The organism is Leisingera sp. ABM4_103 (assembly GCF_056158685.1).
This window is the reverse complement of the sequence record NZ_JBSWTU010000007.1, coordinates 146,741-170,948: the sequence shown is the minus strand read 5'-3', so window position 1 is coordinate 170,948 and position 24,208 is coordinate 146,741. Positions and strand designations below refer to the sequence as shown.

The following is a 24,208-nucleotide window of genomic DNA, read 5'->3' as shown; positions in this document are numbered from 1 at the left end:
AGTTCTCCGGGAAATGCGCGTTCGAGCGAAGCGAGTGACAGCTTCTTGCGAGGCATTCGGCCAACAAAGGATGAAGGTGAGCATTACCGGCCCTGGCAGATGATGACGCCGATTTCTTGCTCTCCGAGACCATCTTTTCCCTGAATGTCCGATGAATTTGGGACTGCGCAGCAGCGTATTCCTCTATGTCCGATAATGAAATAGGTTTGTGGCTGCTGGATGCCCGTCATCCAGCAGCCACAAACCTGCCTTGGAAGAAAGCGCGGGAAGTATTTCTTTCTATGGGGATTGCTTGTCACGATTGAGCAGGTTGATGGCCCAGCGTGCTGGAGTTCTGGCAAGTTGCGAGGCGGCTGGGGCAGAAAACGCTGGCTGATCTTTCTGGTCGAAGTGTTTGTCGGGCTCTATTGTGCGTTGGAAGTCGTATTTTTCTTTTAAAAACAAAATAATAGATGCACCGCCGGGGCGGTGTTCGGCCGGTCGTGGTGCCTGCCTTCGCGTCATGCAGCAGTCCTCCCGGGTGGTGAGCGAGATTTCGGCGGCTGACCGCGCGGGAAGGTCTCGATTATGACCATTGTGCCGCCGCATTCAGGACATCGCTGCCGCCCGCATTGTTCATCTGAGCAATCAGGCTCGTCGTTGCCGGTTTCCTGCTGGTTTTGCAGTGCCGCTGCCAGCCGAAGTCTGATGATTTCGATCTTTGCGCGGCGGACACCATTGGCAAGGAAACCGGTATGGCGGATGCGATGGAACCCCGATGGCAAGACATGGGTCAGAAACCGGCGAATGAACTCGCCGGTCGCGAGATGCATGACCTTCAGGCGATTGGAGGTCTTGATCCGGTAGTCTTTCCATCGGAAGGCGACCGTCTCGGAGTCGGCGCTGATCAGGCGCGAGTTTGGGATGGCCACCCTGTGAGTGTACCGGCTCAAATAGGTCAGAACCGCCTCGGGCCCGCCGAATGGCGGTTTGGAGTGGACTACCCAGGCAATCTTGCGAAGAGGGGAGAGACGGGCCTCGAAGCTATCCGGATCGGCTAAAGCCGAAAGATCCCCGAAGAAGACAAGTTTGCCCGAATTATGGAGAGCTTTCAGGCCTTCCAGGAATAGCCTCCGGAATAAACTGGACAGGACCCTCACTGGCAGGAAGAAGCCTGGACGGCAGGAAATCCATTGCCTGCCGCAAGGCGACAAGCCGCCTCCCGGCACGACGATATGCACATGGGGGTGATGGCTCAGCGCGGATCCCCAGGTGTGCAGAACGCTTGTCATGCCGATCCTTGCGCCCAGATGTTTGGGGTCGGCAGCGATCGTCAGGAGTGTCTGCGACGATGCCTTGAACAGGAGATCGTAGACAGCCGCCTTGTTCTGCAGAGCAATTCGGGCGATCGGTGCCGGCAGGGTGAAGACCACGTGGAAATATTCGACTGGCAAGAGGTCGCAGACACGGGCCTGCATCCAATTGCGGGCCGCTGGTCCCTGGCACTTCGGACAATGCCGGTTGCGGCACGAATTGTAGGAAACGTGCTGGTGGCCGCACTTTGCGCAAGCCGCGACATGCCCGCCGAGGGCTGCGGTCCGGCAGCTTTCGATTGCTGACATGACCTTGAGCTGAGCAAGGCTCAGATGACCTGCATTTGCACGTCGCCAGGCTGGTCCATAGGTACGGAAAATGTCAGCGACTTCGAGTGACGACCGGGACACGGAGCCCCTCCGTCAGCTTCTTCTGCCCTTCCCGAGGCTCAGCAGATCCAGCGGGCTCGTCACGGCCCGGATCGTCTTGACCGCCACTTTGGTGTAGACGGTCGTGGTTTCCAAGGCGGAGTGGCCAAGCAGTACCTGGATCACCCGAATGTCGGTTCCGTTTTCCAGCAAGTGGGTCGCGAAACTGTGCCGCAGAGTGTGGAGGGACACGTTTTTCCTAATGCCTGCAAAGTCGCACGCGGCATGGAACGCCCGGCTTAGCTGCCTGTTTGAGACCGGGTCCGCTGGGTTGCGGCCAGGGAAAAGCCAGCCCGCAGGACGCGCTTCTCGATAATATGCGCGCAACAGGTCAAGTAGGTGGGGTGACAGCATCACCTGCCGGTCTTTGCGGCCTTTGCCGTGCTCGACCCTGATCAACATTCGGTCGCTGTCGATATCGGACACTTTCAAATGGGTGACTTCATTCGCGCGCAAACCGCATCCATAGGCGGCGCTGAGTGCGGCACTGTACTTCAGTCCCGGACCCGGTGCCGCGGCGAGAATTTGCGCGATCTCCCTCGGGCTCAGCACCACCGGGATCTTCTTTGCCTCCCGCTGGTAGCGAAGATAGCGCTTCATTTCTGACCGGTCGCAGGTCACGGAAAAGAAAAAACTGAGCGCCGAAAGCCGGTGGTTGAAAGTCGGCGCGCAGGTGCCTTTTTCCTTCATATCGAGCTGGAAGGCCCGCAAATCTTCAGGTGTGGCCAAATCAGGTGACCTCCGCAGAAACCTGGCGAACTCCCGCACCGAACGTAAATACATCGTCTGGGTGATTGGCTTCAGGCCTTTGATGCGCATGTCTTCAAGAAATCGCCGCCGCAGGGCCGAAACATGTTCACTGGACATGGGAACCTCCTGTCGTTTGATTGAGAAGGTCCCAATCAAACGACGGCTGTACCTTTCTGCAAAGACCGCGGCCGGCTTTGCGCGGGGCAGTGGGAACGGGCGCCTGTACCGCGCGAGCGGTTTAGTCCAATACAATATTATTGGACATAACTAGAAGCAGGAAGGCGCGGCGGTTTCCACATAATATTGTAATCAAAAGCGCCGCGGCCCGCTACGGTCTGTGGCCTGACCTACGCCGGGCCCGAGCCCCCGCACGACCCAGCCACGTTACCCCCGGTGCCGGGCTGGGTCACCGGCCGCTGCCCGGAAGCACCCGAAGATGTGGCGTTTTTGTCAGGCGCGGCGCTGGCGCATCTGCATCTTGTGTTCAGCAGGGGCGACGTGCCCCAGGCGTTGCTGCGGGAGCTGGCGGACCTTCCGGCCGGCCACCGGTGGCGGGAATGGATGCGGCGGATCGAGACGGTCCTGTTCGCCAGCGCCACGCCGGTGCCGCGGGCGGGTCTGGCCCGCGTTGTGGGGCAGGGGGCCTCCGTCGAGCTGCTGATCGAGGACCTGTCAGCCGAGCTGGCGGACCGGCCTTACGAAATCGCCTGCGCCGGCGGCGCCTGGATGCTCCGCACCCGGCCCGCCTACGCCCCGGCGATCCGGGCGGCGGCGGATGCCGGCGGGCAGGGGCTGGATCTGAGCGAATTCGACGTGGCGGTGCTAGCTGCCATTGCCTACCACCAGCCGGTCACCCGCGACGGGCTGAAGGAGATCTTCGGCAAGGAAATCAGCCGGGACCTGACCGGTCGGCTGCACGCCCGCGGCCTGATCGCCACCGGCCCGCGCAGCCCCCGGCGCGGGGCGCCCTACATCTTCGTCACCACCGGGCAGTTCCTGGCGGCCTTCGGGCTGGAGGCTCTGAGCGACCTGCCGGACCGGGAACAGCTGGAGGATGCCGGGCTGGCCGCATCGTGACGCCGCCCGTCAGTCAGGCAGCGCAGCGGCTGGCATGATCCCGAACCGCCGCCTGCAGCAGCCCGGACGGGGCAGGCGGAGGAGATTCCACCTTGGCACACCGATGCCGTCGGGAGGCGGTTGCAGCAACAAAGCCATGTCGAAGTGGATGATGAAGCAAAAAGACCTGTTCTCTCGACAAAGAACATGAATCCGACAATAGTCCAAGTCTACTCCACTGAAGAGCGGCAGGTATGACAAAAACAGATATGGCAAGGCTGGCCGACCCGCTCGGGCAAGCAAGTATTCTCATCGTGGACGATGAGCCGGGCATGCGCAATTTCCTGGTGAAAACCCTGCGCCCTCTTTGCCAGCTGGTGGACGAGGCCGGGAACACCGAAGGCGCGGCGGCCCTGCTCAATACCCGGCAGTACGATGTGATGATCCTCGACAACATCATGCCCGGCCAGAAAGGCCTCGACTGGCTGGAGGAGCAGCGGCGGGAGGGCGGTTTCACCGACACCATCCTGATCACCGCCTACGCCGACCTGCAAACGGCGATCGACGCTCTGCGGGCCGGGGCTTCGGACTTTGTGCTGAAGCCTTTCCGCTCCAACCAGATCCTCAATGCCCTGCGCCGCTGCATCGAGACGGCCCGCTTGAAGCGCGAGAACATGCTGTTGCGGCGGGAGCTGGAAGCCACCGGTGTAGGGCGCCGGCGCCGCCGCGAGCTGGTCGGAGCATCCCCGGCCGTCAGCCAGGTGCGCGCCCTGCTGGACCGGGTTTCGCAGGTCTCTACCCCGGTGCTGATCACCGGCGCCTCCGGCACCGGCAAAGAGGTTGCCGCGCGGCATTTGCACGCGCGCTCCAGCCGCGCTGGTGCGCCCTTTGTGCCGGTGCAATGCGGTGCCATTCCGGCGGATGTGATCGAATATGAGCTGTTCGGTCACGCCCCAGGCGCCTTCCCCGGTGCCCCTGCAGGCCGCGAAGGCCTGCTCGCCTCGGCGCAGGGTGGTACTGTCTTCCTCGACGAAATCGGCGAACTCAGCCCTTCGGCGCAGAATGCTCTGCTGCGAGTGCTGGAGGACGGCCGCATCCGGCCGGTCGGTACTGAGCGGACTGTGCAGCTCGATGTCCGCTTCGTGATGAGCTCCAGCCGCGCGCTGGCCGAGGCGGTGGCCGCGGGAAATTTCCGCGAGGACCTGCTGTTCCGCATCAACGTGGTCGAAGTCGCCATGCCGCCATTGCGCGAGCGGGGCACCGACATTGTCGATCTTGCCGAACTGTTCCTTTCCGAATTTTCCGCCCAGCTGCAGCTGCCGCCGCTAGAACTGGCCGCCAGCGTCAAATCCGCCCTGCTGCGCCATGACTGGCCAGGCAACATCCGCGAGCTGCGCAATTTCATTGAACGTTCGCTGATCTTCGGAAGCTTTTCCCTGGACACCCTGGCCCCGCCCCGTCCCGCTGCCGACATCCTGCCGCTGGAAGAGGTCGAGCGCCGCGAAATCCTGCACGCGCTGGAGGCAGCGAACGGCAACCGCAGCGAGGCGGCGCGCCGGCTGGGTGTCTCGCGCAAGACCATTGACCGCAAATGCGCGGCCTGGGGTCTTTAATCCGTGCGAAGGCTTCGTTCGCTCATGCAGTCGGTCCGGGTCCGGTTGCTGCTGATCGCGCTGCTGCCGATGCTGGTGCTGATGCCGCTGCTGCTCGGTATTGCCACCTGGCGCTGGTCGGAAAAAATCGACGGCCTGCTGATCAGCAAGGTGAACGGAGATCTGACCATTGCCGACCAGTATCTGGCCAGGCTGACTGCCACCTCGGGCGAGCTGCTGGATGCGGTGGCGCAATCGGTCCGTTTCCGCAGCGCTCTCGCCGCGGGCAGCAGCACGGATTTCCTCGCACAGGAACGGACCCGGCTCGGTCTCGATTTTCTCTATCTCGCCGGCCCCGGTGACCGGGCCGCTTTCTCGCCCGCCGACTGGCCGGTCATCCGCGGCGCGCTGCAGGGCCAATGGCAAAGTGCCGTCGACATTCTTGATGCCTCCCAGCTTGATGCGCTGGCCCCCGGCCTCGCCGCCCGCGCAGCCATCCCGCTGGTGGCCACCGAAGCGGCTGTGTCCACGGACCGCACCGCCGAGACCCGCGGCATGATCATCCACTCCGCGGCCCCGGTCGCCCTGCCCGATGGCCAGAAAGCGGTGCTGGTGGGCGGGCGGCTGCTAAACCGCAACCTGGATTTCATCGACACCATCAACGCGCTGGTCTACCGCGAGCAAAGCCTGCCGGAGGGCAGCCAGGGCACCGCAACGCTGTTTCTGGAGGACGTGCGGATCTCCACCAATGTGCGGCTGTTCGAAAACGTGCGCGCGCTCGGCACCCGGGTCTCGGCCGAGGTGCGCGGCCAGGTGCTGGGGCGCGGCGACACCTGGCTCGACCGGGCATTTGTGGTGAACGATTGGTACATTTCCGCCTACGAGCCAATCCTCGACAGCCACGGCAACCGGGCCGGAATGCTTTATGTCGGCTTTCTGGAAACCCCGTTCCGCCAAGCCAAGCGCAGCTCCGCGCTGACGCTCGGCGGCGCTTTCCTGCTGATCGCTGCGCTGTCGGTTCCGCTTTTCCTGCGGTGGGCCGGGCGCATCTTCCGCCCGCTCGAGGGCATGACTCGGACCATCTCTCGGGTCGAGCGAGGCGATCTTAATGCCCGCAACCGCCCGCAGGATGACGGCGGTGAGATTGCCCGGGTGGCTGCGCATTTCGACAGCCTGCTGGATCAGGTGCAGGAGCGTGACCGGCAGTTGCGCCACTGGGGCGAAAGCCTGGAGGCCAAGGTCGAGGAGCGCACCGCGGATCTGCGTGAGGCAAACCAGAGGCTGGAACGGACCACCGAGAGGCTGATTGTCTCCGAGAAACTCGCCGCGGTCGGCGAAATCACTGCGTCCGTAGCGCATGAAATCAACAACCCGGTGGCGGTGATCCAGGGCAACCTGGATCTGGCCCGGACGGTGCTGGGCTGCCACGCGGAACCGGTCGAGGAGGAATTCCGGCTGATCGACGATCAGGTCTACCGCATCGGCGTGATCGTCTCCAAGCTGCTTCAGTTCGCCCGGCCAGAGGAATATTCTGGCGCCTCTGGGCTGATTTGCCCGGCAGAGGTTCTGTCCGACTGCCTGGTGCTAACCCGCCACCAAATCGAGGCTGCTGGTGTTACCGCGGAAACCCAGCTCGACAGCACCGGGCAGGTCAGGATATCGCGCACCGAATTGCAGCAGGTGATCGTCAATCTCATCCTGAATGCGGTGCAGGCGATGCCCGGCGGCGGTAGCCTAACCCTGACAGCCCAGGATACTTCGGATGGAGTGCTCCTGATAGCAGAGGATACCGGCACAGGCATCCCCGCAGACTTGCTGAACCGCATCTTCGATCCGTTCTTCACCACCAAGCAGGCGCAGGGAACCGGGCTGGGCTTGTCGATCAGCCATCAGCTGGTGAGTCGCGCAGGCGGCCGCATTATTGTGCAATCGGAGCCCGGGCAGGGCAGCCGGTTCGAAATTTTTCTCCCCTCGCCCGCCGGCACCTGATCGGGACAAATTGGCGCAAAGTTTCAAGTGCCGCCTCAATGGCGCGGACAGAATGTCCTGATAAGGCCCGAAGCGGTTCGGCGGGACAGACAGAAATACGCAATAAGCTATTGTTATTGCTAAATTATTTATTTGACAGCTGGGTCCTCTCTCCGCCTTTGTCAAGCTACGGCGCATTGCCGCGGGCCATTCGGGACGGCCGCAATAGGAGGTTGCGGCCGCCGGAACAGCACTAGGGAGGACACAACATGAGTACGCCATTACCCGGCAGGCTGAGTTTTCTGCACAAGGATCACATAACTGCCGGACCCGGCTTCAACCGCTGGCGCGTTCCGCCGGCATCCATCGCCATCCACCTCTGCATCGGCTCGGTTTACGCCTGGTCTGTGTTCAACCCGCCTCTCACCCGCGAGCTGGGGGTGGTGGCCTCCAGCGCCGGCGACTGGAGCCTGGCCTCAGTGGTATGGATCTTCTCGGTCGCCATCGTCTTCCTCGGCCTGGCCGCCGCGTTCGCCGGCAAATGGCTGGAGGAAGTCGGCCCGCGCATGGTCGGGGTACTAGCGGCGCTGCTGTGGGGCGGCGGTTTCATCGTCGGGTCTTTCGGCATTTCCAGCCATCAGCTGTGGCTGGTCTACCTGGGCTACGGCGTGCTTGGCGGCTGCGGCCTGGGGCTCGGCTATGTCTCTCCAGTCTCGACGCTGCTGCGCTGGTTCCCCGACCGGCGCGGCATGGCGACCGGCATGGCGATCATGGGCTTTGGCGGCGGCGCGATGATCGCTGCGCCGGTCAAGGGCTGGCTGCTGGAACTTTACCAAACCGCGCCGACCTACCTTGGCCCTCGCGACGCGGTGCAGACCGTGGTAGAGAACGGCCGGGTGTTTGCTGAAACCGCACAGGGCAAAATTGAAGTGGTGATTGCCAGCGCCGCGCAGGCGGCTGTTTTCGGCGGTGAGGCTGGCACTTATGTGGTCGGTACCGGCAGCACTGGCGCCGCGCAGACCTTCATGACCCTGGGCATCGTGTATTTCGTGGTGATGATCCTGGCCGCCTTCCAATACCGGGTTCCGGCCAAGGACTGGGCGCCGGAAGGCTGGCAGCCGAAACCCGCAGCCTCGGGGCTGGTGACGCAGAACAACGTCCACATCGACCAGGCTCTGAAAACGCCGCAGTTCTGGCAGCTGTGGGTGATGCTGTGCTTCAACGTGACGGCCGGCATCGGCGTGATCGGCGTCGCAAAGACGATGATGACGGAGGTCTTTGGTTCGGTGATGCCGCTGGTGGCAACCGCCGCCTTTGCCTCGACCTATGTGCTGATGATTTCGGTCTTCAACATGGCTGGGCGGTTTTTCTGGGCGTCTGCCTCGGATTACATCGGGCGCAAGGCAACCTACATGTGCTTCTTCGTGCTGGGCACAGTGCTGTACCTGTCGATCCCCTATTTTGCGTCGGCGGCTGCGGCCAACCCCTCGCTGCTGTATCTCGGCGGCTTCTACCTGGCCACCATGCTGATCTTCTCGATGTACGGCGGCGGCTTTGCCACCATCCCAGCTTATCTTGCGGATATGTTCGGCACCATGCATGTGGGCGGCATCCACGGCCGTCTGCTGACCGCCTGGTCGACCGCGGGCGTGCTGGGGCCGCTGGCGATCACCTCGCTGCGGCAGATGTCGGTGACCAGCGCGATCCAGGACCTGGCTGCCAAAGTGGATCCTGCCGCCTTTGCCGCGAAATTCGGCGCACCCGTTGCTCAGCTGGACCAGCTGGTGGCGGCCAAGACCGTGACCATTGCCAAGCTGATGGAGATCGCACCCGCGGGCACCGTGGATCCGACGCCCAGCCTCTACAATACAACGATGTATTGCATGGCGGCGCTGCTGGCGGTGGCCTTCTTTGCCAATCTCGCCATGCGACCGGTGAAAGAGCATCACCACCACGAAGAGCCGGAGCTTCAGACCGTTCCCGGAGAGTAATACTTCTTGCCGGGGCACGCTGTGTGCCCCGGTTGCGGATGCAGACTACACTAAGGGCGCCTTAGTCAATTTTTGAAATCTATTGTCGCTTGGCACTTTTCCTACGTTTTTTCCTAAACTTTCCCTTGTTTTCTGGCTCTGATACTGTAACCGCCGCCCGACGGCATCAGTGTGCCAAGGTGGGATCGCAACGATCCATATTGGGAGGCGGTCATGTCGGAGACTATCACGGTCGGACTGAATCTGGCAAAAAATGCGTTCCAGGTCCATGGTAATGACAGCAAAGGCAGTGCTGCCTTATTCAAGAAGCTAAGAAGGGCCCAAGTGATTGAATTCTTGGCCAAGTTGCCGCCCTGCCTAGTGGCGATGGAAGTCTGCAGGTGGTCGATTACAGCATGTGTGGGTAGCCCCGGTTTTGCAGGTTTAAGCCTCAAATGAAATCATATGATCGAATGCGTCCATGTGTCAGACTTTTTAGGGGACACTCCATACTGGCCGGTATGGGATCCGCAGGTTTAGCTCAAAACATCAAACGGAGCTCGTAGCTCTCTCTGTAACCCTGATTTTCTCAACCCCGATCTTTTCGATCAATTTCATACAGCTTCAGCTTCTCACTCATTTTCGAAGCGGTGCTTCTGGATCCTTCTATGTGCCAAAAGCGGTCCTCCCCGAAACTCTTCATTCTTGGTGATCATGGCCCACAACATACGGGCCATCTTGTTCGCAAGTGCGTTCGCAGCCAGCAATCGCGGCTTGCGGACCAGAATGCGTCCCAACCAAGAGGTTTCAGCAGGCGTCCGAACATTGGATCCGAAGATCAACGCCATTGCCCTGATGATTAACAAGCGCCGGATATCACGCTGACCGGATTCGCTCGTTCGTCCGAGCTACTGTTTCCCGCCGCTGGAGTGCTGCTGCGGCACCAGACCCAGCCAAGCTGAGAAGTCACGACCTCGCCGGAAATTTTCCATTGGTGGCACGAAAGCCGACAGAGCCGTAGAGGTGATGGGGCCGATGCCGGGCAATTTCTGCAGCTGTCGAAGCTCCCGCATAGGATCTTCATGGAGGACTTACGGGATGAGACAGTTTGTCGGACTGGACGTGCAATTGGCCAAGATCGCGATCTGCGTGATCAGTGACGTGCTCCCCTTAGAGTCCGCGTAGTTCAGTTAGCTCTGTTCAGGGTTTGATGTGATCCCCGAAAACGCCCCCGTTTTTGATTAGAGTTTTCCGCAGAGAATCCCTGGCTGGGAGAGGAGCGGAAACGCATGAAGGCATCGAAGTTCACGGACGCGCAGAAGGCGTTCATCATCAAGCAGGCGGAGGACGGCACCTCGGTGGCCGAGGTCTGCCGCAAGGCCGGGATCAGCACGGCGACATTTTTCAACTGGAAGAAAAAATATGCTGGCCTGATGCCATCCGAGATGAAACGGCTCAGGGAACTCGAGCAGGAGAACGCGCGCCTGAAGAAGATCGTCGCGGATCTCGCGCTCGACAAGGAAATGCTGCAGGACGTCATTAAGCGAAAGCTTTGAGGCCTGCCCGGAAAAGGACGCTGGTCGACGGGATGCGGGCGGATTGGCAGGTGTCGATCCGCCGGGCCTGCGAGGTGATCCGGTTCGATCCGAGAACCTATCGCTACAAATCCCGCCGGCCTGGGCAGGCCGCTTTGGAACAGCGGATACGGGAGATTTGCCAGACGCGCGTGCGCTTCGGCTACAGGCGTGTGCATGTGCTGCTGCGCCGGGAGGGCTGGGAGATCAACGCCAAGAAGACCTATCGCATTTACAAGGAGTTGGGCATGCAGCTTCGGAACAAGACACCCAAGCGCCGGGTGAAGGCCAAGCTGCGGGATGACCGCAAGGAGGCTGTCAGCCCCAATGACGTCTGGGCTATGCGCTGCCCGAAAGGCGATTGCGCAGGCGCAATCTGCCGGAAGGGACTTCGTTCATGATCAGCTGGCGACAGGCCGGAAAATTCGGGTTCTGACGGTCGTCGACACCTTCTCACGCTATGTCCCGGTGCTTGATGCTCGGTTCACATATCGCGGGGAGGACGTGGTCGCGACGCTTGAGCAAGTATGCAAGCGCACCGGCTACCCAGCCACCATCCGTGTTGACCAGGGCAGCGAGTTCATCTCCAAGGATATGGACCTTTGGGCCTATGCCAACGACGTGACATTGGACTTCTCCCGTCCGGGCAAACCTACCGACAACGCCTTCATCGAGGCGTTCAATGGCCGGTTCCGGGCGGAGTGCCTTCTGTAATCGGGGCGTGTTCGTCAAGTGCGGTCGGGTTTGGTTCCGTCATTGGGTCATGCTTCTGTCCGCGGTCGGCCCGTCGTAGGGCGCGCCTCATGTTGGCGGTCGAAGGTGAGGCGGACCATGCTAAACGGCGGGCTTGCGTGATTGCGCGCAGATGCAGCACCAGGCACTCGTGCGGCCTTCGCCTCATCCCCGTCCCTGACGGGACCCTTTCCGAAGCACTGGCGAGCTGGCGCGCCGGCTTCGGGATCAGATCATGCGGCAGCTCCCCAATGGAACGGGGCATCATCGCGCCACATGCGATGCATCACGACGGCAAGCTTGCGGGCCACGGCGATCTTCGCTTTCTTCAGGCTGCTTCGCTTTGCGATCCTCAAGCCCCAGGCTTGGATCGAGGTCCACTGCCGGGAACGGGTGAGCATGACGTGGGCCGCGGTGAACAGCGCCGTCCGGGTGAATGCATCCCCCGACCTGGAGATGCGACCACGGACGTCCGTTTCGCCCGACTGATATTGTCGGGGTGTCAGCCCGAGGTGCGCTCCGACATCGCTCGAGCGGCGGAAGCGGCCCGGGTCATCGATTGTCGCCTTGAATGCCAGCGCCGTGACCGGACCGACGCCGGGAATGGTCATGAACCGGCGGCAGAGTTCGTCGTTCGCCGTGAGGCGCAAGAGGGCCCGGTGGAGTTCAGCCAGTTGCGCCTGCATCTCGGCGCGCCCGCGAAGCAATGCGGACATGCAGAGTTCAAGGTTCGGATACCCCTCGACGAGCCCGCGAACCCGGGTGTCGAAGTCTCGCGAGGCGACGCGCCCGACCTTCAGGGCGAACGGACGCAGCAAGCCGCGGATCTCGTTCTCGTGGTCGCGCAGCTTATTGACGAAGAACTCGCGCGACATCAGGAGCGTGCGCATCTCCTGGCTATCAGTCGACTTCACGTGGACGGCCTTGAACCAGCCTGAGCGGATAAGCTGCGCCAGAGAGCGGGCGTCATTGCGGTCGTTTTTGTTGCGATTCATGGCCACCATCGCGGCCTTGGCGTGCCGCGCTTCTATGCAGACGGCGGGCAGTCCGGCGCTTGTGAGGCCATTGAAAAGCCACTGCGACAATGGCCCGGCCTCGAAACCAACCCGCTCGAAGGTGCCGTCAATACCAGCCAGCACTTCGCCAATGTCGGCAGGGTCCGAAACCGCCTTTGCCTCAAGGATCATTCCGCCCTCGGCATCGACAACACAGATGCTGGTCATCTCGAGTGAGACGTCGAGGCCCACATACAAAACTCTGGTCATGGTCGTTCTCCCGGTTGTGGACTTACCGGCAAGAAGACTACCGGCGATTCCGGAGACTGAGCCCCGATTACGCCATCTGAACGCGCACTGGTTCATGAGCCTTGAAGATGCAGCCGAAAAGTTGGAGGCTTGGCGTAGAGACTTGTATGATATCTTAAGTGTCAAGCTTCTGTTCTGCCCTCCGGTTCGTATCCTCGTGCATGTGCTGGCGGCGGCGCGCCTGGCGCCTCGACTTGTATTCGGTCGGGACAGCTCCCGAACCACGATCCCAATTCATGGTGGCCAAATGCACGTCTGCCGGGACGGGACCAAACTACAACGCGGCGTCTGAAGCGCCCTCTCTACGCACGGTCAACGTTCCGGCTTCCGGTCACCCGTCGGTGGCCGAATTCTGAATCACTCGGTCTTCAACCTGGCACCGGTCGGCACAAGGCCGTCTTCGACGAACCGCCAAAGCGCGATGGCCAGCTTCCGCGCCAGTGCGACGATGCCCACCTTGCCAGACCGTCCGGACTGCCCGGCGAACCGCCGACGATACCACAGTGCGAGCTGGCTCTGCGGCTGGTATCGGAGCCAGCACCAGGCGAGTTCGACCGTCATCACCCGCGCCGGCTTGTTGCCAGCTTTGCTAATGCCCTGATCGCGTGAGAGATCACCGCTGGCGTAGTGGCTCGGTGCGAGGCCCAAGTAGGAGGCGAGATGCCTTCGGTTCTGGAAGCGGCGGCAGAAAGCAGGATGGGCTACAATAGGACCGGTGAGACCGCTTTGGCGGATCAATTTTACTGCCTAGGCCGTTTGACTAAGACGTCCCCGTTACAGAAACCCAGAGCCTAGGGATACGGCGAAAACCGATTTTTACCGATAGTTTGAGGACTACTCGGCTAAATAAAAGTGGCACCAATGGATTCGCAGGTCGAGGTGTTTTGGTGCTTGCTACTCTCGTCCGTTGCTGATCGCTATCTGGCTGAACGCTGCCTTGGCGGGGGTTATTGTCCGGAAAATTTCACGTACACCTGAAACTGTCAACTCGCGGGTAACCGTGAGAATTGTATTCGCATCGTGATCCTTGCAAAGATCGATCATCTGCGCAATTTCCACCTTGGCGACCGCGCGTGCTGCACTAGTCGACGGAGCACCGTAGCAATCCAAAAAATGCTTAGAAAGTAAAGTGGTCAAAACATCAAGTTCTGCCTCTTCTATTTGTGCTACCGCAACCAGTGTAGCCCGCCCGGTGGTCTCCAAACCGAACCAGCCGTTGGTGAATGCTTGCCTTGCTTTGCCAGTAAGTTCTTCTGACGTCCAATTAGAGAACTCGAACCCTCCGGAAATACACCACTCACCCGTACGCGCAGGACATGCGTAAACGCGACGATCGCTTTCGTCGAGGTGGATTGAGCGGGCCAGTTTCATGATATTTCCTCCGGAGGTTCCGTAAGTGGAGTTGTTTCTGTGTTGTGGGTATCACGCAAAGAATGACGATCTTTTCGAGTAAACTGTCGGAAAAGCCATATAATTCCTTAACGCGGTATTCTTTGACCTTCCCCTGCCAGTAGGACAAATACATACATATGTGGTTGCCTGTTCCAAATATGTGATTCATTTCAAGGCGTGCCGGGTACGGGAATAGATTAATTTGAGAAACCGCACCGTGTGCGGGTGTTGCTTATTCCTCAGCTACGGAGTTGCGCCACGACACGTGGCAACAGTAGAATTCGGTATTTTCATGTCGTTAATTGTCTTGGCTTGAGCATTGATGCTCCTATGTTTGTCAAGCGCTCGTCGGCCTAGTTGGAAGGATGCAGAGTTCGCGATAGATTTCACGCACGATGTAGCGTTGGAGACAGCGGACGATCTCGCGTCGTGTTTTTCCCTCCGCAGTTCTCCCTGCGACATAGGCTTTTGTCGCTTCGTCATCTCGCATTCGTAGCTGTCTCCGACGCTGCCGACAGATGGTTTGAAGCCAGTTTGGCCCAACTGTTTTGTACATTTGACCGACAGGTATTTTGCTTAGCATCTCAAAATTGCCGTAGACCTCTGTGGTGAAATTCTGCAGACAGAAAACAGGCGCCTCGGGAAAGGCGCCTGTCGGATCTAAGTCTACAGTGTCAGGCGGCGGAGAGACTTAGCAGCGTGTCGAGGCTTTGCTTGGCGTCGCCGTAGAACATGCGGGTGTTTTCCTTGAAGAACAGCGGGTTCTCGATGCCGGAATAGCCCGTGCCCTGGCCGCGCTTGGAAACGAACACCTGTTTCGCCTTCCAGCACTCCAGAACCGGCATGCCCGCGATCGGAGAGTTCGGATCCTCCTGCGCCGCAGGGTTCACGATGTCGTTGGAGCCGATCACGATCGCCACATCCGTCTGCGGGAAATCGTCGTTGATCTCGTCCATCTCCATCACGATGTCATAAGGAACCTTGGCCTCGGCCAGGAGCACGTTCATGTGGCCCGGCAGGCGGCCTGCCACCGGGTGGATGGCGAAGCGCACCTCCTTGCCCTTGGCCCGCAGGCGCCGGGTCAGCTCGGCGACGTTCTGCTGCGCCTGCGCCACCGCCATGCCGTAGCCGGGGATGATGATGACGCTGTCAGCTTCCTCCAGCGCGGTGGCAACACCGTCGGCGTCGATGGCGATCTGCTCGCCTTCCACTTCCATCGCAGGGCCGGTGGTGCCGCCGAAGCCGCCCAGAATCACGCTGACAAACGACCGGTTCATCGCCTTGCACATGATGTAGCTGAGGATCGCACCGGAGGAGCCCACAAGCGCGCCGACCACGATCAGCAAGTCATTGCCAAGCGAGAAGCCGATCGCCGCCGCGGCCCAGCCCGAGTAGCTGTTCAGCATCGACACCACCACCGGCATGTCGGCGCCGCCGATGCCCATGATCAGGTGGTAGCCGATGAACAGCGCCGCCAGCGTCATCACGAACAGCGGCAGGAAGCCGCCCGAGTTGAAGTACCAGATCAGGCAGATGAAGGAGAGCGCCGCGGCACCGGCGTTCAGGGCGTGCCCGCCCGGCAGCTTGGTCGCCGCCGAGGTGACCTTGCCCGCCAGCTTGCCAAAGGCAATCACCGAGCCGGTGAAGGTGATGGCGCCGATGAAGATGCCGAGGAAGAGCTCCACCCGCAAGAAAGAGATCTCTGCCGGGGTTTTCTTGGCGATCAGCTTGGCAAAGGTGCCGAGCTCTTCGGTGCTGCCCACCGCCGCGGCGGCCGCCACATTGCCGATTTCGAAGTGGGCGATGAAGCCGACAAAGACCGCCGCGAGGCCGACCAGCGAGTGCATCGCCGCCACCAGCTGCGGCATCTCGGTCATCTGCACTTTCTTGGCGACATAGGTGCCGATGATCCCGCCGCCCGCGATCAGCAGCAGCGACAGCAGCCACAGGCCGGAACCGGGGCCGATGAGGGTGGCTAAGACCGCCAGCCCCATGCCGGCGATGCCGTACCAGACCGCGCGTTTGGCGCTTTCCTGGTTCGACAGGCCGCCGAGGCTCAGGATGAAAAGAACAGCCGCAACGACATAGGCGGCTGTGGTGAAACCGTAATCCATTTGTTCGGCCCCTCTTTAAGATTTCTGGAACATGGCGAGCATGCGCCGGGTGACGAGGAAACCGCCGAAGATGTTGATCCCGGCCATGAAGACGCTGAGCGCCGCCAGCAGGATCACCAGCCAGTTGCCCGATCCGATCTGCATCAGCGCGCCCAGGATGATGATTGAGGAGATCGCGTTGGTGACCGCCATCAGCGGCGTGTGCAACGAGTGCGCAACGCCCCAGATCACCTGGAAGCCTACGAAACAGGCCAGCGCAAAGACGATGAAATGCTGCATGAAGCTGATCGGCGCGAACAGCCCGACCAGCAGCAGAATCGCGCCGCCGCCTGCCAGCATCGCAAGCTGGCTCTTGGTCTGCGCCTTGAAGGCGGCGGCCTCGGCGGCGCGTTTTTCTTCCGCCGTCAGCTTCTTCACCTCGGGCTTTTTCTGGGCCGCGATCGCCTGCACCTTGGGCGGCGGCGGCGGGAAGGTGATCTCGCCCTCAAACGTCACGGTCGCACCGCGGATCACGTCGTCTTCCATGTTGTGGTTGACCTGGCCGTCTTTCTCCGGCGTCAGGTCGGCCATCATGTGGCGGATGTTGGTGGCGTAAAGCGACGAGGACTGGGCCGCCATCCGGGACGGGAAATCTGTATAGCCGATGATGGTGACGCCATTGCCGGTCACCACCTTTTCGTCCTTCACGGTGCCTTCGACGTTGCCGCCGCGCTCGGCAGCCAGGTCGACGATCACCGAACCCGGCTTCATTGCTGCGACCATATCCTCGGTCCACAGCTTGGGCGCCTCGCGGTTGGGGATCAGCGCGGTGGTGATGACGATGTCCATCTCCGGCGCCAGCTCGCGGAACTTGGCGAGCTGCGCTTCGCGGAATTCCGGCGAGGAGACCGCCGCATAGCCGCCGGTGGCGGCGCCGTCCTGCTGCTCCTCCTCGAAATCGAGATAGACGAACTCGGCGCCCATCAATTCCACCTGCTCGGCCACTTCCGGGCGCACGTCGAAGGCATAGGTGACGGCGCCCAGAGAGGTCGAGGTGCCGATGGCGGCGAGGCCCGCAACGCCGGCGCCAACCACCAGAACTTTAGCGGGAGGCACCTTGCCCGCGGCGGTGATCTGGCCGGTGAAGAAACGGCCGAAGTTGTTGCCCGCCTCGATCACCGCGCGGTAGCCCGCGATATTGGCCATCGAGCTCAGCGCATCCATCTTCTGCGCGCGGGAGATCCGCGGCACCATTTCCATGGCGATCACATTGGCGCCCTTGGCCTTGGCCGCCTCCATCCCCGCTTCGTTCCCGGCCGGGTTGAAGAAGGAGATCAGCGTCTTACCCTTGGTCAGCCGCTTCAGCTCGGTCTCGTCCGGCTGGCGCACCTTGGCGACGATGTCGCAGGCTTCCCACAGCGCCGCTGGGGTCTTGATGATCTCGACGCCCGCGGCCTCATAGGCGGCATCGGAAAACCCCGCCGCCGCCCCGGCACTGCTCTCGATCGCGCAATCATACCCCAGCTTCTGCAGCTGCGCCGCAGACTCCGGCGTCATCGCAATCCGGTTCTCACCCGGAAAAGTTTCTTTTGGTGTTCCTATCTTCAATATCTTTCCTTTCTTTGTCTCATTGCCACATCCGCGAAAAAAACCGCATCACGGAATAAACAATCGCCAACGGGATTTTTTTCTAGTTGAACAATTGACGCTGAAGACCTGATATCTCAGCACCTGTTCGGGTACAGCGGGAAGCGGGCGCAGAGGTCCGCAACCTTGGCGCGCACCGCGGCTTCCACGTCGGCGTTGCCTTCTTCGCCGTTGGCCGCCAGCCCGTCGATCACCTCGATGATCAGGTCGGCGATCTGGCGGAACTCCGCCTCGCCGAAGCCGCGGGTGGTGCCGGCCGGGGTGCCGAGGCGCAGGCCCGAGGTCACGGTCGGCTTTTCCGGGTCGAACGGAATGCCGTTCTTGTTGGTGGTGATATGGGCGCGGCCGAGGGCTTTGTCTGCAATGTTGCCGGTGACGCCCTTGGGGCGCAGGTCGACCAGCATCACGTGGGTGTCGGTGCCGCCGGTGACGATGTCCAGGCCGCCCTTGATCAGCTGGTCCGCCAGCGCTGCCGCGTTCGCCTTGACCTGCTTCTGGTAGGCTTTGAACTCCGGCTTCAGCGCCTCGCCGAAGGCCGCCGCCTTGCCTGCGATCACATGCATCAGCGGGCCGCCCTGGATGCCGGGGAAGATCGCCGAGTTCACCTTCTTGGCGATGGCCTCGTCGTTGGTCACGATCATGCCGCCGCGGGGGCCGCGCAGGGTCTTGTGGGTGGTGGTGGTCGCCACATGCGCGTGCGGGAACGGCGAGGGGTGCTCCCCGGCGGCGATCAGGCCTGCGATATGGGCCATGTCGACCATGAAATAGGCGCCGACGCTGTCGGCGATCTCACGGAACCTGGCAAAGTCGATCTGGCGCGGGATGGCGGAGCCGCCGGCGATGATCAGTTTCGGCTGGTGCTCGTTTGCCAGTGCCTGGATCTGGTCGTAGTCGATCAGGTTGTCGCTTTCGCGCACGCCGTAATGCACTGCGTTGAACCACTTGCCCGACTGGTTCGGCGCGGCGCCGTGGGTCAGGTGGCCGCCGGAGGCGAGGTCCATGCCGAGGATGGTGTCGCCGGGCTGGATCAGCGCCTGGAACACGCCCTGGTTGGCCTGGCTGCCGGAGTTCGGCTGCACGTTGGCGTATTCACAGCCGAACAGCTGCTTGGCGCGGTCGATGGCCAGGTTCTCGGCAACGTCGACATACTGGCAGCCGCCGTAGTAGCGGCGCCCCGGGTAGCCTTCGGCGTATTTGTTTGTCAGCACCGAGCCCTGCGCTTCCATCACCGCGGCGGAGACGATGTTCTCGGAGGCGATCAGCTCGATCTCATCGCGCTGGCGGCCCAGCTCGGCCGTGATCGCGCCGAACAGTTCAGGATCGCGCTCAGACAGCGCTTGGGTGAAAAACAGATCTTTGGACATTCGGGGCTCCTGTCTATCCGGTCCAGCCGAGGCCCGCAGCGACGCAGTTCATCGACTGCATCAGCGGCACCGGCACTGTTGAAGATTTCCGGGCGCGCTCTTCGCGCAGGAGGCGCACCTGGGTTTTGTGAATTTCGCGCAGCATGTTCTCCACCCGGCCGAAGCGGGCGCGCAGGCGCGGGAACCGCTGCGACAGGCTGCTGTCGCCGGTCAGGAAGGCGATTGCGTCACAGGACAGCTGGTATTCCTTGCGGATGGCTCCAAAGATACGGTCGCGGATTTCCGTGTCCTGCACCAGAGTTGCGTAATCGGCAGCAATCTCCATGTCGCTCTGCAGAAGGGTTTTTTCGACCTCGTCCACCACCAGGCGGAACAGCGGCGAATTGCTGAACATGTCCTGCAGGACCGCTTCCCCGCGGGCCCCGCGGAACTTGCGGAAGCTTGCAACCGCGGACCCGAAACCGTACCAGCCGGTGATCATGTGTCGGTTCTGCGACCAGGCGAACACCCAGGGGATTGCGCGCAGATCATCCAGCGACCCCGCCCCGAAGCGGCGTGCGGGGCGCGAGCCGATCTTGAGCATGGCCAGCTCTTCCACCGGGCTCGCCTGCTGAAAGTAATCCAGGAACCCCGGCGCATTCAGCAGATTGGAGTAAGCTGCCTGGGACATGCCCGCCAGCGCCTCGAAGGCGTCATCGAACTCGGGGTTCACCGGCGGCGTATCGTCCTGCAGCGAGTGGCGCAGCACCGACGACGCCATCAGTTCAAGCTGGTGCAAAGCCGTGCCGCGGTTGGCATATTTCGAGCTGACCACCTCTCCCTGTTCGGTGATCCGCATCCGGCCTGCGATGGTGCCCGCGGGCTGGGCGGCAATCGCCCGTTCGGCGGGCGCTCCGCCGCGGGAGACCGAGCCGCCGCGGCCGTGAAAAAACACCGGCTTCATCCGGTGCGCCGCCAGTGTGCGGGTGATGAGGCGCTGCGCCTTCTCAAGCTCCCAGGTGGAGCAGAAGTAGCCGCCGTCCTTGTTGCTGTCCGAGTACCCCAGCATCACCTCGATCCGGTTGTCGCTGGATTTCAGCGAACGGCGGGCGAAGGGCACGTCCAAGAGGCCGTCGAGAATGCCAGGGGCGGCACGAAGGTCGCCGATGGTTTCAAACAGCGGCACCACCTTGAGCGCAGCCTTCTCGGCACCAAAGCCCGCATAGCGCGCCAGCAGGTAGACCCCCAGCAGATCATCGGTGGAGCGGGTCATCGACAGGATGAAGGGGCCCATCGCCTCAGGATCAATCCCTTGAAGAGTGTCCTTCATTACTCTTAGAACTTTGAATACCTCCTGCGAGGTTCCCGTCAACTTTGTTGTATCGACCCCGTATAGCTTCGAAAAAGCAAGTTCACATCGTAAGCGTTTTGACCACGCCTCGCTCCCGGTACCGGGTACTGGGGCATTGTCAAACTGAGCCCAAACTTCAGCTATTGCGTTGTTTATAACCTCTGAATTTTGCCTGATATCCAGCGTCACCGTGCGGAAGCCGAAGACATCGGCCTTCCAGCGGATCGGGCGCACATAACGGGCCGCCAGGCGGAGGGCACCGATTTCCTCAAGCGCCGCTTCAACTTCCGTCAGATCGGTGACGAAATCACCCAAACGTTTGTAAGCACCGGTTTCTTCAGCGGCCGTGGCCTTGATCCGCGCTAGGATTGCGGCCATTGCTTGTCGGAAAACTTCACTTGGGTTTCGGGCTTCAAGTTCTACCTTAACAGGAGAGGTCGCAGTTATCGCCGCCAGTTGCTTCAATGAGTTGCTTGGCAGCGACAAAACCGCTGCGGAAATAGAGATCCGCTCACAAGCAGTGGTCAGTACCTCTTGATACCGCTTAAAGATAGCTTTGCGATTTTCCTTGAGGGCGTGATCGGTGACATCAGCTGTTACATTTGGATTGCCGTCCCGATCACCGCCTATCCAGGAATGGAACTTGAGGCAAAGCTCACCTGACGTGCCATTTAGGTGGGGAGCGACAGCTGCGAAGTAGCGTTCGAAAAGTTCCGGCACCGCGTCGTACAGGCTGTCGCGAAAGAACTGCAGCCCCCATTGGATTTCGTCCTGCAGGCTGGGCCGGTCCCGGCGTAGTTCGCCAGTCATCCATAAAAGGTCGATTTCCGAGCGCAATTCCTCCAACAGATCTGCACGTTCACGCGGAGACCACCGCTTGATCTCCAGAGAAACCAGCCCTCGGTAGATACGGCGATGGATTTCCAGGATGGTGACGCGTTTGGCCTCGGTCGGGTGCGCAGTCAGTGTCGGGGCGATGAATAGCTGGCTAGCCGCCTGTTTCAACCGCTCGAGCTTGGTAAATTCGTTGGCCTGGTTTAGCGTGCGAGCAAAACTGCCTTCTACGATTTCCGGTCCATCCTGGATTTCAACCAATCTACGTTCTCGTGTTACTGCGTATTCTTCCAGTATCTTCTGCAGTTGGAACCAAATAAGAAGAGCTTGAAAGTAGTCTGTTTCTCGGCATTCATCTGTGATAACCACATGTTTTTTGTTGTGTATATGTGAGGCGATTTCTGGTGCGCGCTGATGCAAAACATCGAGCCAAATTGCCTCCAGCTCTTTCTGCAAGTGCGCGGGATGCCCAGATTTTTCGGAAGCGGCTGTTAGGACTTCAGAGCTTTTCTCCATTAATTCACCTGATCCCGTGGGGGGCGGCCTTCGAAAAAGTCTATGAGGTTCTCAAAGACACGAAATCCCATTGCTTCGCGAGTTTCGCGCGTCGCACTGCCTAAGTGCGGGAGCATAACTAAATTTTCGCACTCCATTAGCGTAGGGTGGATAATCGGCTCGTATTCAAACACATCCAATCCCGCACCACCGATTTGTTCGCAAATCAAGGCCCTAGAAAGAGCTTTTTCATCTACCACCTCACCGCGAGCGGTATTTATTATGAAAGAGTCTTTTTTCATGAGATTCAGGATGCGCGTGTTAATTAGTCTCCAGTTTTCAGACCCACCCGGGCAATGCAATGAAATAAAGTCACATTGGGGCGCCAGTTCTTCCAGCGAGTCGACTTGAGTTGCATTGAAGCGGGACAAAGTCTCGGGAGAAACTTTCAAGCGATCCTGGACAAGGATCTTCATTCCAAACCCTAGATGGGCACGCCTAGCCATCTCCTGGCCGATGCGACCAAATCCAACGATCCCTAACGTCTTTCCAGACACCTTGCTTCCAATCAGATGGGTGGGACGCCAACCAGACCATTGGCCGCTGCGCAACTCCCTTTCTCCTTCTCCCGCACGACGTGCCACCATAAGGAGCAGTGTCATCGCGATGTCAGCGGTACATTCGCTTAAGACATCCGGCGTATTCGTAACAACAAGTCCGCGTTCTGCCGCTTTTTGGATATCAATATTTGAGTATCCCACTCCATAGTTGCCCAAGATACCTGCCCGGGGTTTATCGACGTCCAGAACCTTATGTGAGATTTTGTCGGTCACGGTCGGTAAAATCGCATCGTATGACTTCAGCGCGTCGCGCAATTCCTCTTCACTCAGAGGCTTATCTTTTGTATTTAATACTGTATCAAAGGTTTCAGACAGCCGTGCCTCCACGGCAGCGGGCCAGCGGCGGGTTACCAAAACTCTGAATCGTTTCATGTCATTTTCCTTATTTTATATTTGCAGGATTGGTTCCCCGTTATTGCCCTAAGTGGGCTGCGGAAATGGAGCCAATTCGAAGTCAGGTGGTGACTCATTCAGTCTCGCTCGCGATAGGCCTGTATGCCAAATGCTCGTACGGTCATTTGTTTTACCCCTCCATACACCGTGGTTTCCTCAATGCCGCAATCGCCCTTTGCGGTGCTCTGAATGGTCCTGCGCTAGCCTGTTTCAGCAATAAAGAGGCGCATCCCAACTTGACTTGTCAAACGAATTATTAAATGTATACAGTGGGCTACAAGCATACTTTTGAAGTTTTGTCCGATCCGCCTAGCATGCATTGTGTCTTTCGGGACTTTTTGTCTGAACTTTAGAATAATCTTTGCGCCAATTGGACATTTTGGCTTGATTGTCAGTGCTTGGCAATTTTCGAAAAAAAACGCACTTTCAAGACTGGGCTCGGTAGTCTATCCGACAAACAGCCTCTTTAGACGACTCACCAACTGAACGCCTCGGGAGACGTCCAGCCTATGTCATTGAGCTGGGTTCGCTAAGCGCGATCAGTTCTGGATGGCTTTGATGATGGGTTGGGTAGCCCCTCCTGACGGCACTTGTGCCACTGTGGTCCGGATAGGATCAGGAGGATTTAGCTATTTAGGAAGTCTCGATCATCGGAGTTGACCTGGCCAAGCAGGGCTTACAGTTGCACTGCGCAACGGCCAAAGGTGAGGTTGTGTTTCGCAAGAAGCTGTCGCGCAAACAGTTCCTTGAGTTCATGCAGTCGCATCCCAAATGCCGCGTGGCGATGGAAGCATGCGCGACTGCTCATTACTGGGCGCGCAGCTTGACGGTCTTGGGCCACGAGGTGCGCCTGATCGCGCCAAAGTTTGTCAAAGCGTATGGAGACGTTCCGGCAGGGTCGCGACTTCTCGGCCTGGCTGGGCCTCGTACCACGACAACACTCTAGCGGTGGCAAGCAAAGGCTTGGGCGCACCAGCAAATCTGGGCAGCGTGACATCCGACGCTTGTTGATCATCGGTGCGATGGCAGTGATTTCCGGGGCCGAGGTCCGGCCGCCTGCCGAGAACTCATGGCTCGGGCGCATCCTGGCCCGCAAGCCTCGCATGCTGGCAGCCATCGCGCTTGCGAACAAGATTGCGCGCATGCTGTGGGTCATGATCACGAAAAACGAAGAGTTTTGCGGAGTACCGCTTCTGGCAAATTGACAGAACCAGAGGTGCCGCCTCGAAAATGCGGGAGAAGCTTAAGTTTGTATGAAATCGATCGGTCAGGTCGGGGTCGGGGAAATCAGTGTCACATGGTGAGTTTCGAGCTCGGTTTGATGTTTTGACCCAGACCCGCGGATCTCATACCGGCCAAGGGGCGCTGTGTCC

Annotated in this window: 15 protein-coding genes and 5 pseudogenes; 8 read left to right on the top strand and 12 right to left on the bottom strand. The window is 60.2% G+C overall.

Annotated elements, in window-relative coordinates:
• Window positions 1–279 precede the first annotated feature (279 nt).
• The 3 genes from ACXAED_RS23130 to ACXAED_RS23120 are packed head-to-tail and all read right to left on the bottom strand — an operon-like array spanning window position 280 to window position 2,588.
• Window positions 280–504, bottom strand: a complete 225-nt coding sequence (locus tag ACXAED_RS23130; RefSeq protein WP_475053968.1) for a hypothetical protein — start codon at window positions 502–504, stop codon at window positions 280–282.
• Window positions 501–1,703, bottom strand: a complete 1,203-nt coding sequence (locus tag ACXAED_RS23125) for an IS91 family transposase (RefSeq protein WP_475053965.1) — start codon at window positions 1,701–1,703, stop codon at window positions 501–503. Before ACXAED_RS23125 ends, ACXAED_RS23130 begins: the two co-directional genes overlap by 4 nt.
• A gap of 12 nt (window positions 1,704–1,715) precedes the next feature.
• The gene (locus ACXAED_RS23120) at window positions 1,716–2,588 is read right to left on the bottom strand and encodes a tyrosine-type recombinase/integrase (RefSeq protein WP_475053963.1); all 873 of its coding nucleotides are present in this window, start codon (window positions 2,586–2,588) and stop codon (window positions 1,716–1,718) included.
• 225 nt (window positions 2,589–2,813) lie between these two features.
• On the opposite strand from ACXAED_RS23120, the gene scpB reads away from it, so the two are divergent.
• The 5 genes and pseudogenes from scpB to ACXAED_RS23095 all read left to right on the top strand — a co-directional run.
• Window positions 2,814–3,548, top strand: a complete 735-nt coding sequence (scpB, locus tag ACXAED_RS23115) for an SMC-Scp complex subunit ScpB (RefSeq protein ID WP_475054080.1) — start codon at window positions 2,814–2,816, stop codon at window positions 3,546–3,548.
• Between the two features lie 233 nt (window positions 3,549–3,781).
• Window positions 3,782–5,140: a sigma-54-dependent transcriptional regulator gene (locus ACXAED_RS23110; RefSeq protein ID WP_475053961.1), complete on the top strand. Its 1,359-nt coding sequence runs from the start codon at window positions 3,782–3,784 to the stop codon at window positions 5,138–5,140.
• 24 nt (window positions 5,141–5,164) lie between these two features.
• Entirely contained in the window at window positions 5,165–7,108 is a 1,944-nt protein-coding gene (locus ACXAED_RS23105; protein ID WP_475053958.1) for a sensor histidine kinase, read from the top strand.
• A 248-nt stretch (window positions 7,109–7,356) separates the two neighbouring features.
• A complete protein-coding gene (locus ACXAED_RS23100; protein ID WP_475053956.1) occupies window positions 7,357–9,078 on the top strand; it encodes an OFA family MFS transporter in 1,722 nt (573 codons plus the stop codon).
• Window positions 9,079–9,291: 213 nt separating this feature from the next.
• Window positions 9,292–9,456: pseudogene (locus ACXAED_RS23095) on the top strand (IS110 family transposase); the annotation flags it as partial.
• 233 nt (window positions 9,457–9,689) lie between these two features.
• Here ACXAED_RS23095 and ACXAED_RS23090 read toward each other — a convergent pair.
• Window positions 9,690–10,115, bottom strand: a pseudogene (locus ACXAED_RS23090) (transposase); the annotation flags it as partial.
• A gap of 231 nt (window positions 10,116–10,346) precedes the next feature.
• Between ACXAED_RS23090 and ACXAED_RS23085 the strand changes: the two are divergent.
• Window positions 10,347–11,339: pseudogene (locus ACXAED_RS23085) on the top strand (IS3 family transposase); the annotation flags it as partial.
• 257 nt (window positions 11,340–11,596) lie between these two features.
• On the opposite strand, the gene ACXAED_RS23080 reads toward ACXAED_RS23085, so the two are convergent.
• On the bottom strand, window positions 11,597–12,628 hold the full coding sequence (locus ACXAED_RS23080; protein ID WP_475053953.1) for an IS110 family RNA-guided transposase: 1,032 nt from the start codon (window positions 12,626–12,628) through the stop codon (window positions 11,597–11,599).
• 64 nt (window positions 12,629–12,692) lie between these two features.
• On the opposite strand from ACXAED_RS23080, the pseudogene ACXAED_RS23075 reads away from it, so the two are divergent.
• Window positions 12,693–12,770: pseudogene (locus tag ACXAED_RS23075) on the top strand (integrase core domain-containing protein); the annotation flags it as partial.
• A gap of 254 nt (window positions 12,771–13,024) precedes the next feature.
• On the opposite strand, the gene ACXAED_RS23070 reads toward ACXAED_RS23075, so the two are convergent.
• From ACXAED_RS23070 to ACXAED_RS23040, 7 genes are all read right to left on the bottom strand, one after another.
• Window positions 13,025–13,405: a transposase gene (locus ACXAED_RS23070; protein WP_475053950.1), complete on the bottom strand. Its 381-nt coding sequence runs from the start codon at window positions 13,403–13,405 to the stop codon at window positions 13,025–13,027.
• A 156-nt stretch (window positions 13,406–13,561) separates the two neighbouring features.
• Complete coding sequence (locus ACXAED_RS23065) at window positions 13,562–14,038, bottom strand: DUF6505 family protein (protein ID WP_475053948.1); 477 nt, start codon at window positions 14,036–14,038, stop codon at window positions 13,562–13,564.
• A 695-nt stretch (window positions 14,039–14,733) separates the two neighbouring features.
• Window positions 14,734–16,173, bottom strand: a complete 1,440-nt coding sequence (locus tag ACXAED_RS23060) for an NAD(P)(+) transhydrogenase (Re/Si-specific) subunit beta (RefSeq protein ID WP_475053945.1) — start codon at window positions 16,171–16,173, stop codon at window positions 14,734–14,736.
• Window positions 16,174–16,188: 15 nt separating this feature from the next.
• Entirely contained in the window at window positions 16,189–17,760 is a 1,572-nt protein-coding gene (locus tag ACXAED_RS23055; protein ID WP_475053942.1) for a Re/Si-specific NAD(P)(+) transhydrogenase subunit alpha, read from the bottom strand.
• Window positions 17,761–17,876: 116 nt separating this feature from the next.
• Window positions 17,877–19,163 carry a serine hydroxymethyltransferase gene (gene glyA / locus ACXAED_RS23050; RefSeq protein ID WP_475053940.1) on the bottom strand — a complete coding sequence of 429 codons (1,287 nt, stop codon included), beginning with the start codon at window positions 19,161–19,163 and terminating at the stop codon, window positions 17,877–17,879.
• A gap of 13 nt (window positions 19,164–19,176) precedes the next feature.
• Entirely contained in the window at window positions 19,177–21,843 is a 2,667-nt protein-coding gene (locus ACXAED_RS23045) for a phosphoenolpyruvate carboxylase (protein WP_475053938.1), read from the bottom strand.
• Entirely contained in the window at window positions 21,843–22,814 is a 972-nt protein-coding gene (locus ACXAED_RS23040; RefSeq protein ID WP_475053937.1) for a 2-hydroxyacid dehydrogenase, read from the bottom strand. The genes ACXAED_RS23045 and ACXAED_RS23040 overlap by 1 nt, the downstream gene beginning before the upstream one ends.
• Window positions 22,815–23,481: 667 nt before the next feature.
• Between ACXAED_RS23040 and ACXAED_RS23035 the strand changes: the two are divergent.
• A pseudogene (locus ACXAED_RS23035) lies at window positions 23,482–24,040 on the top strand (transposase).
• The last annotated feature ends 168 nt before the right edge of the window (window positions 24,041–24,208 follow it).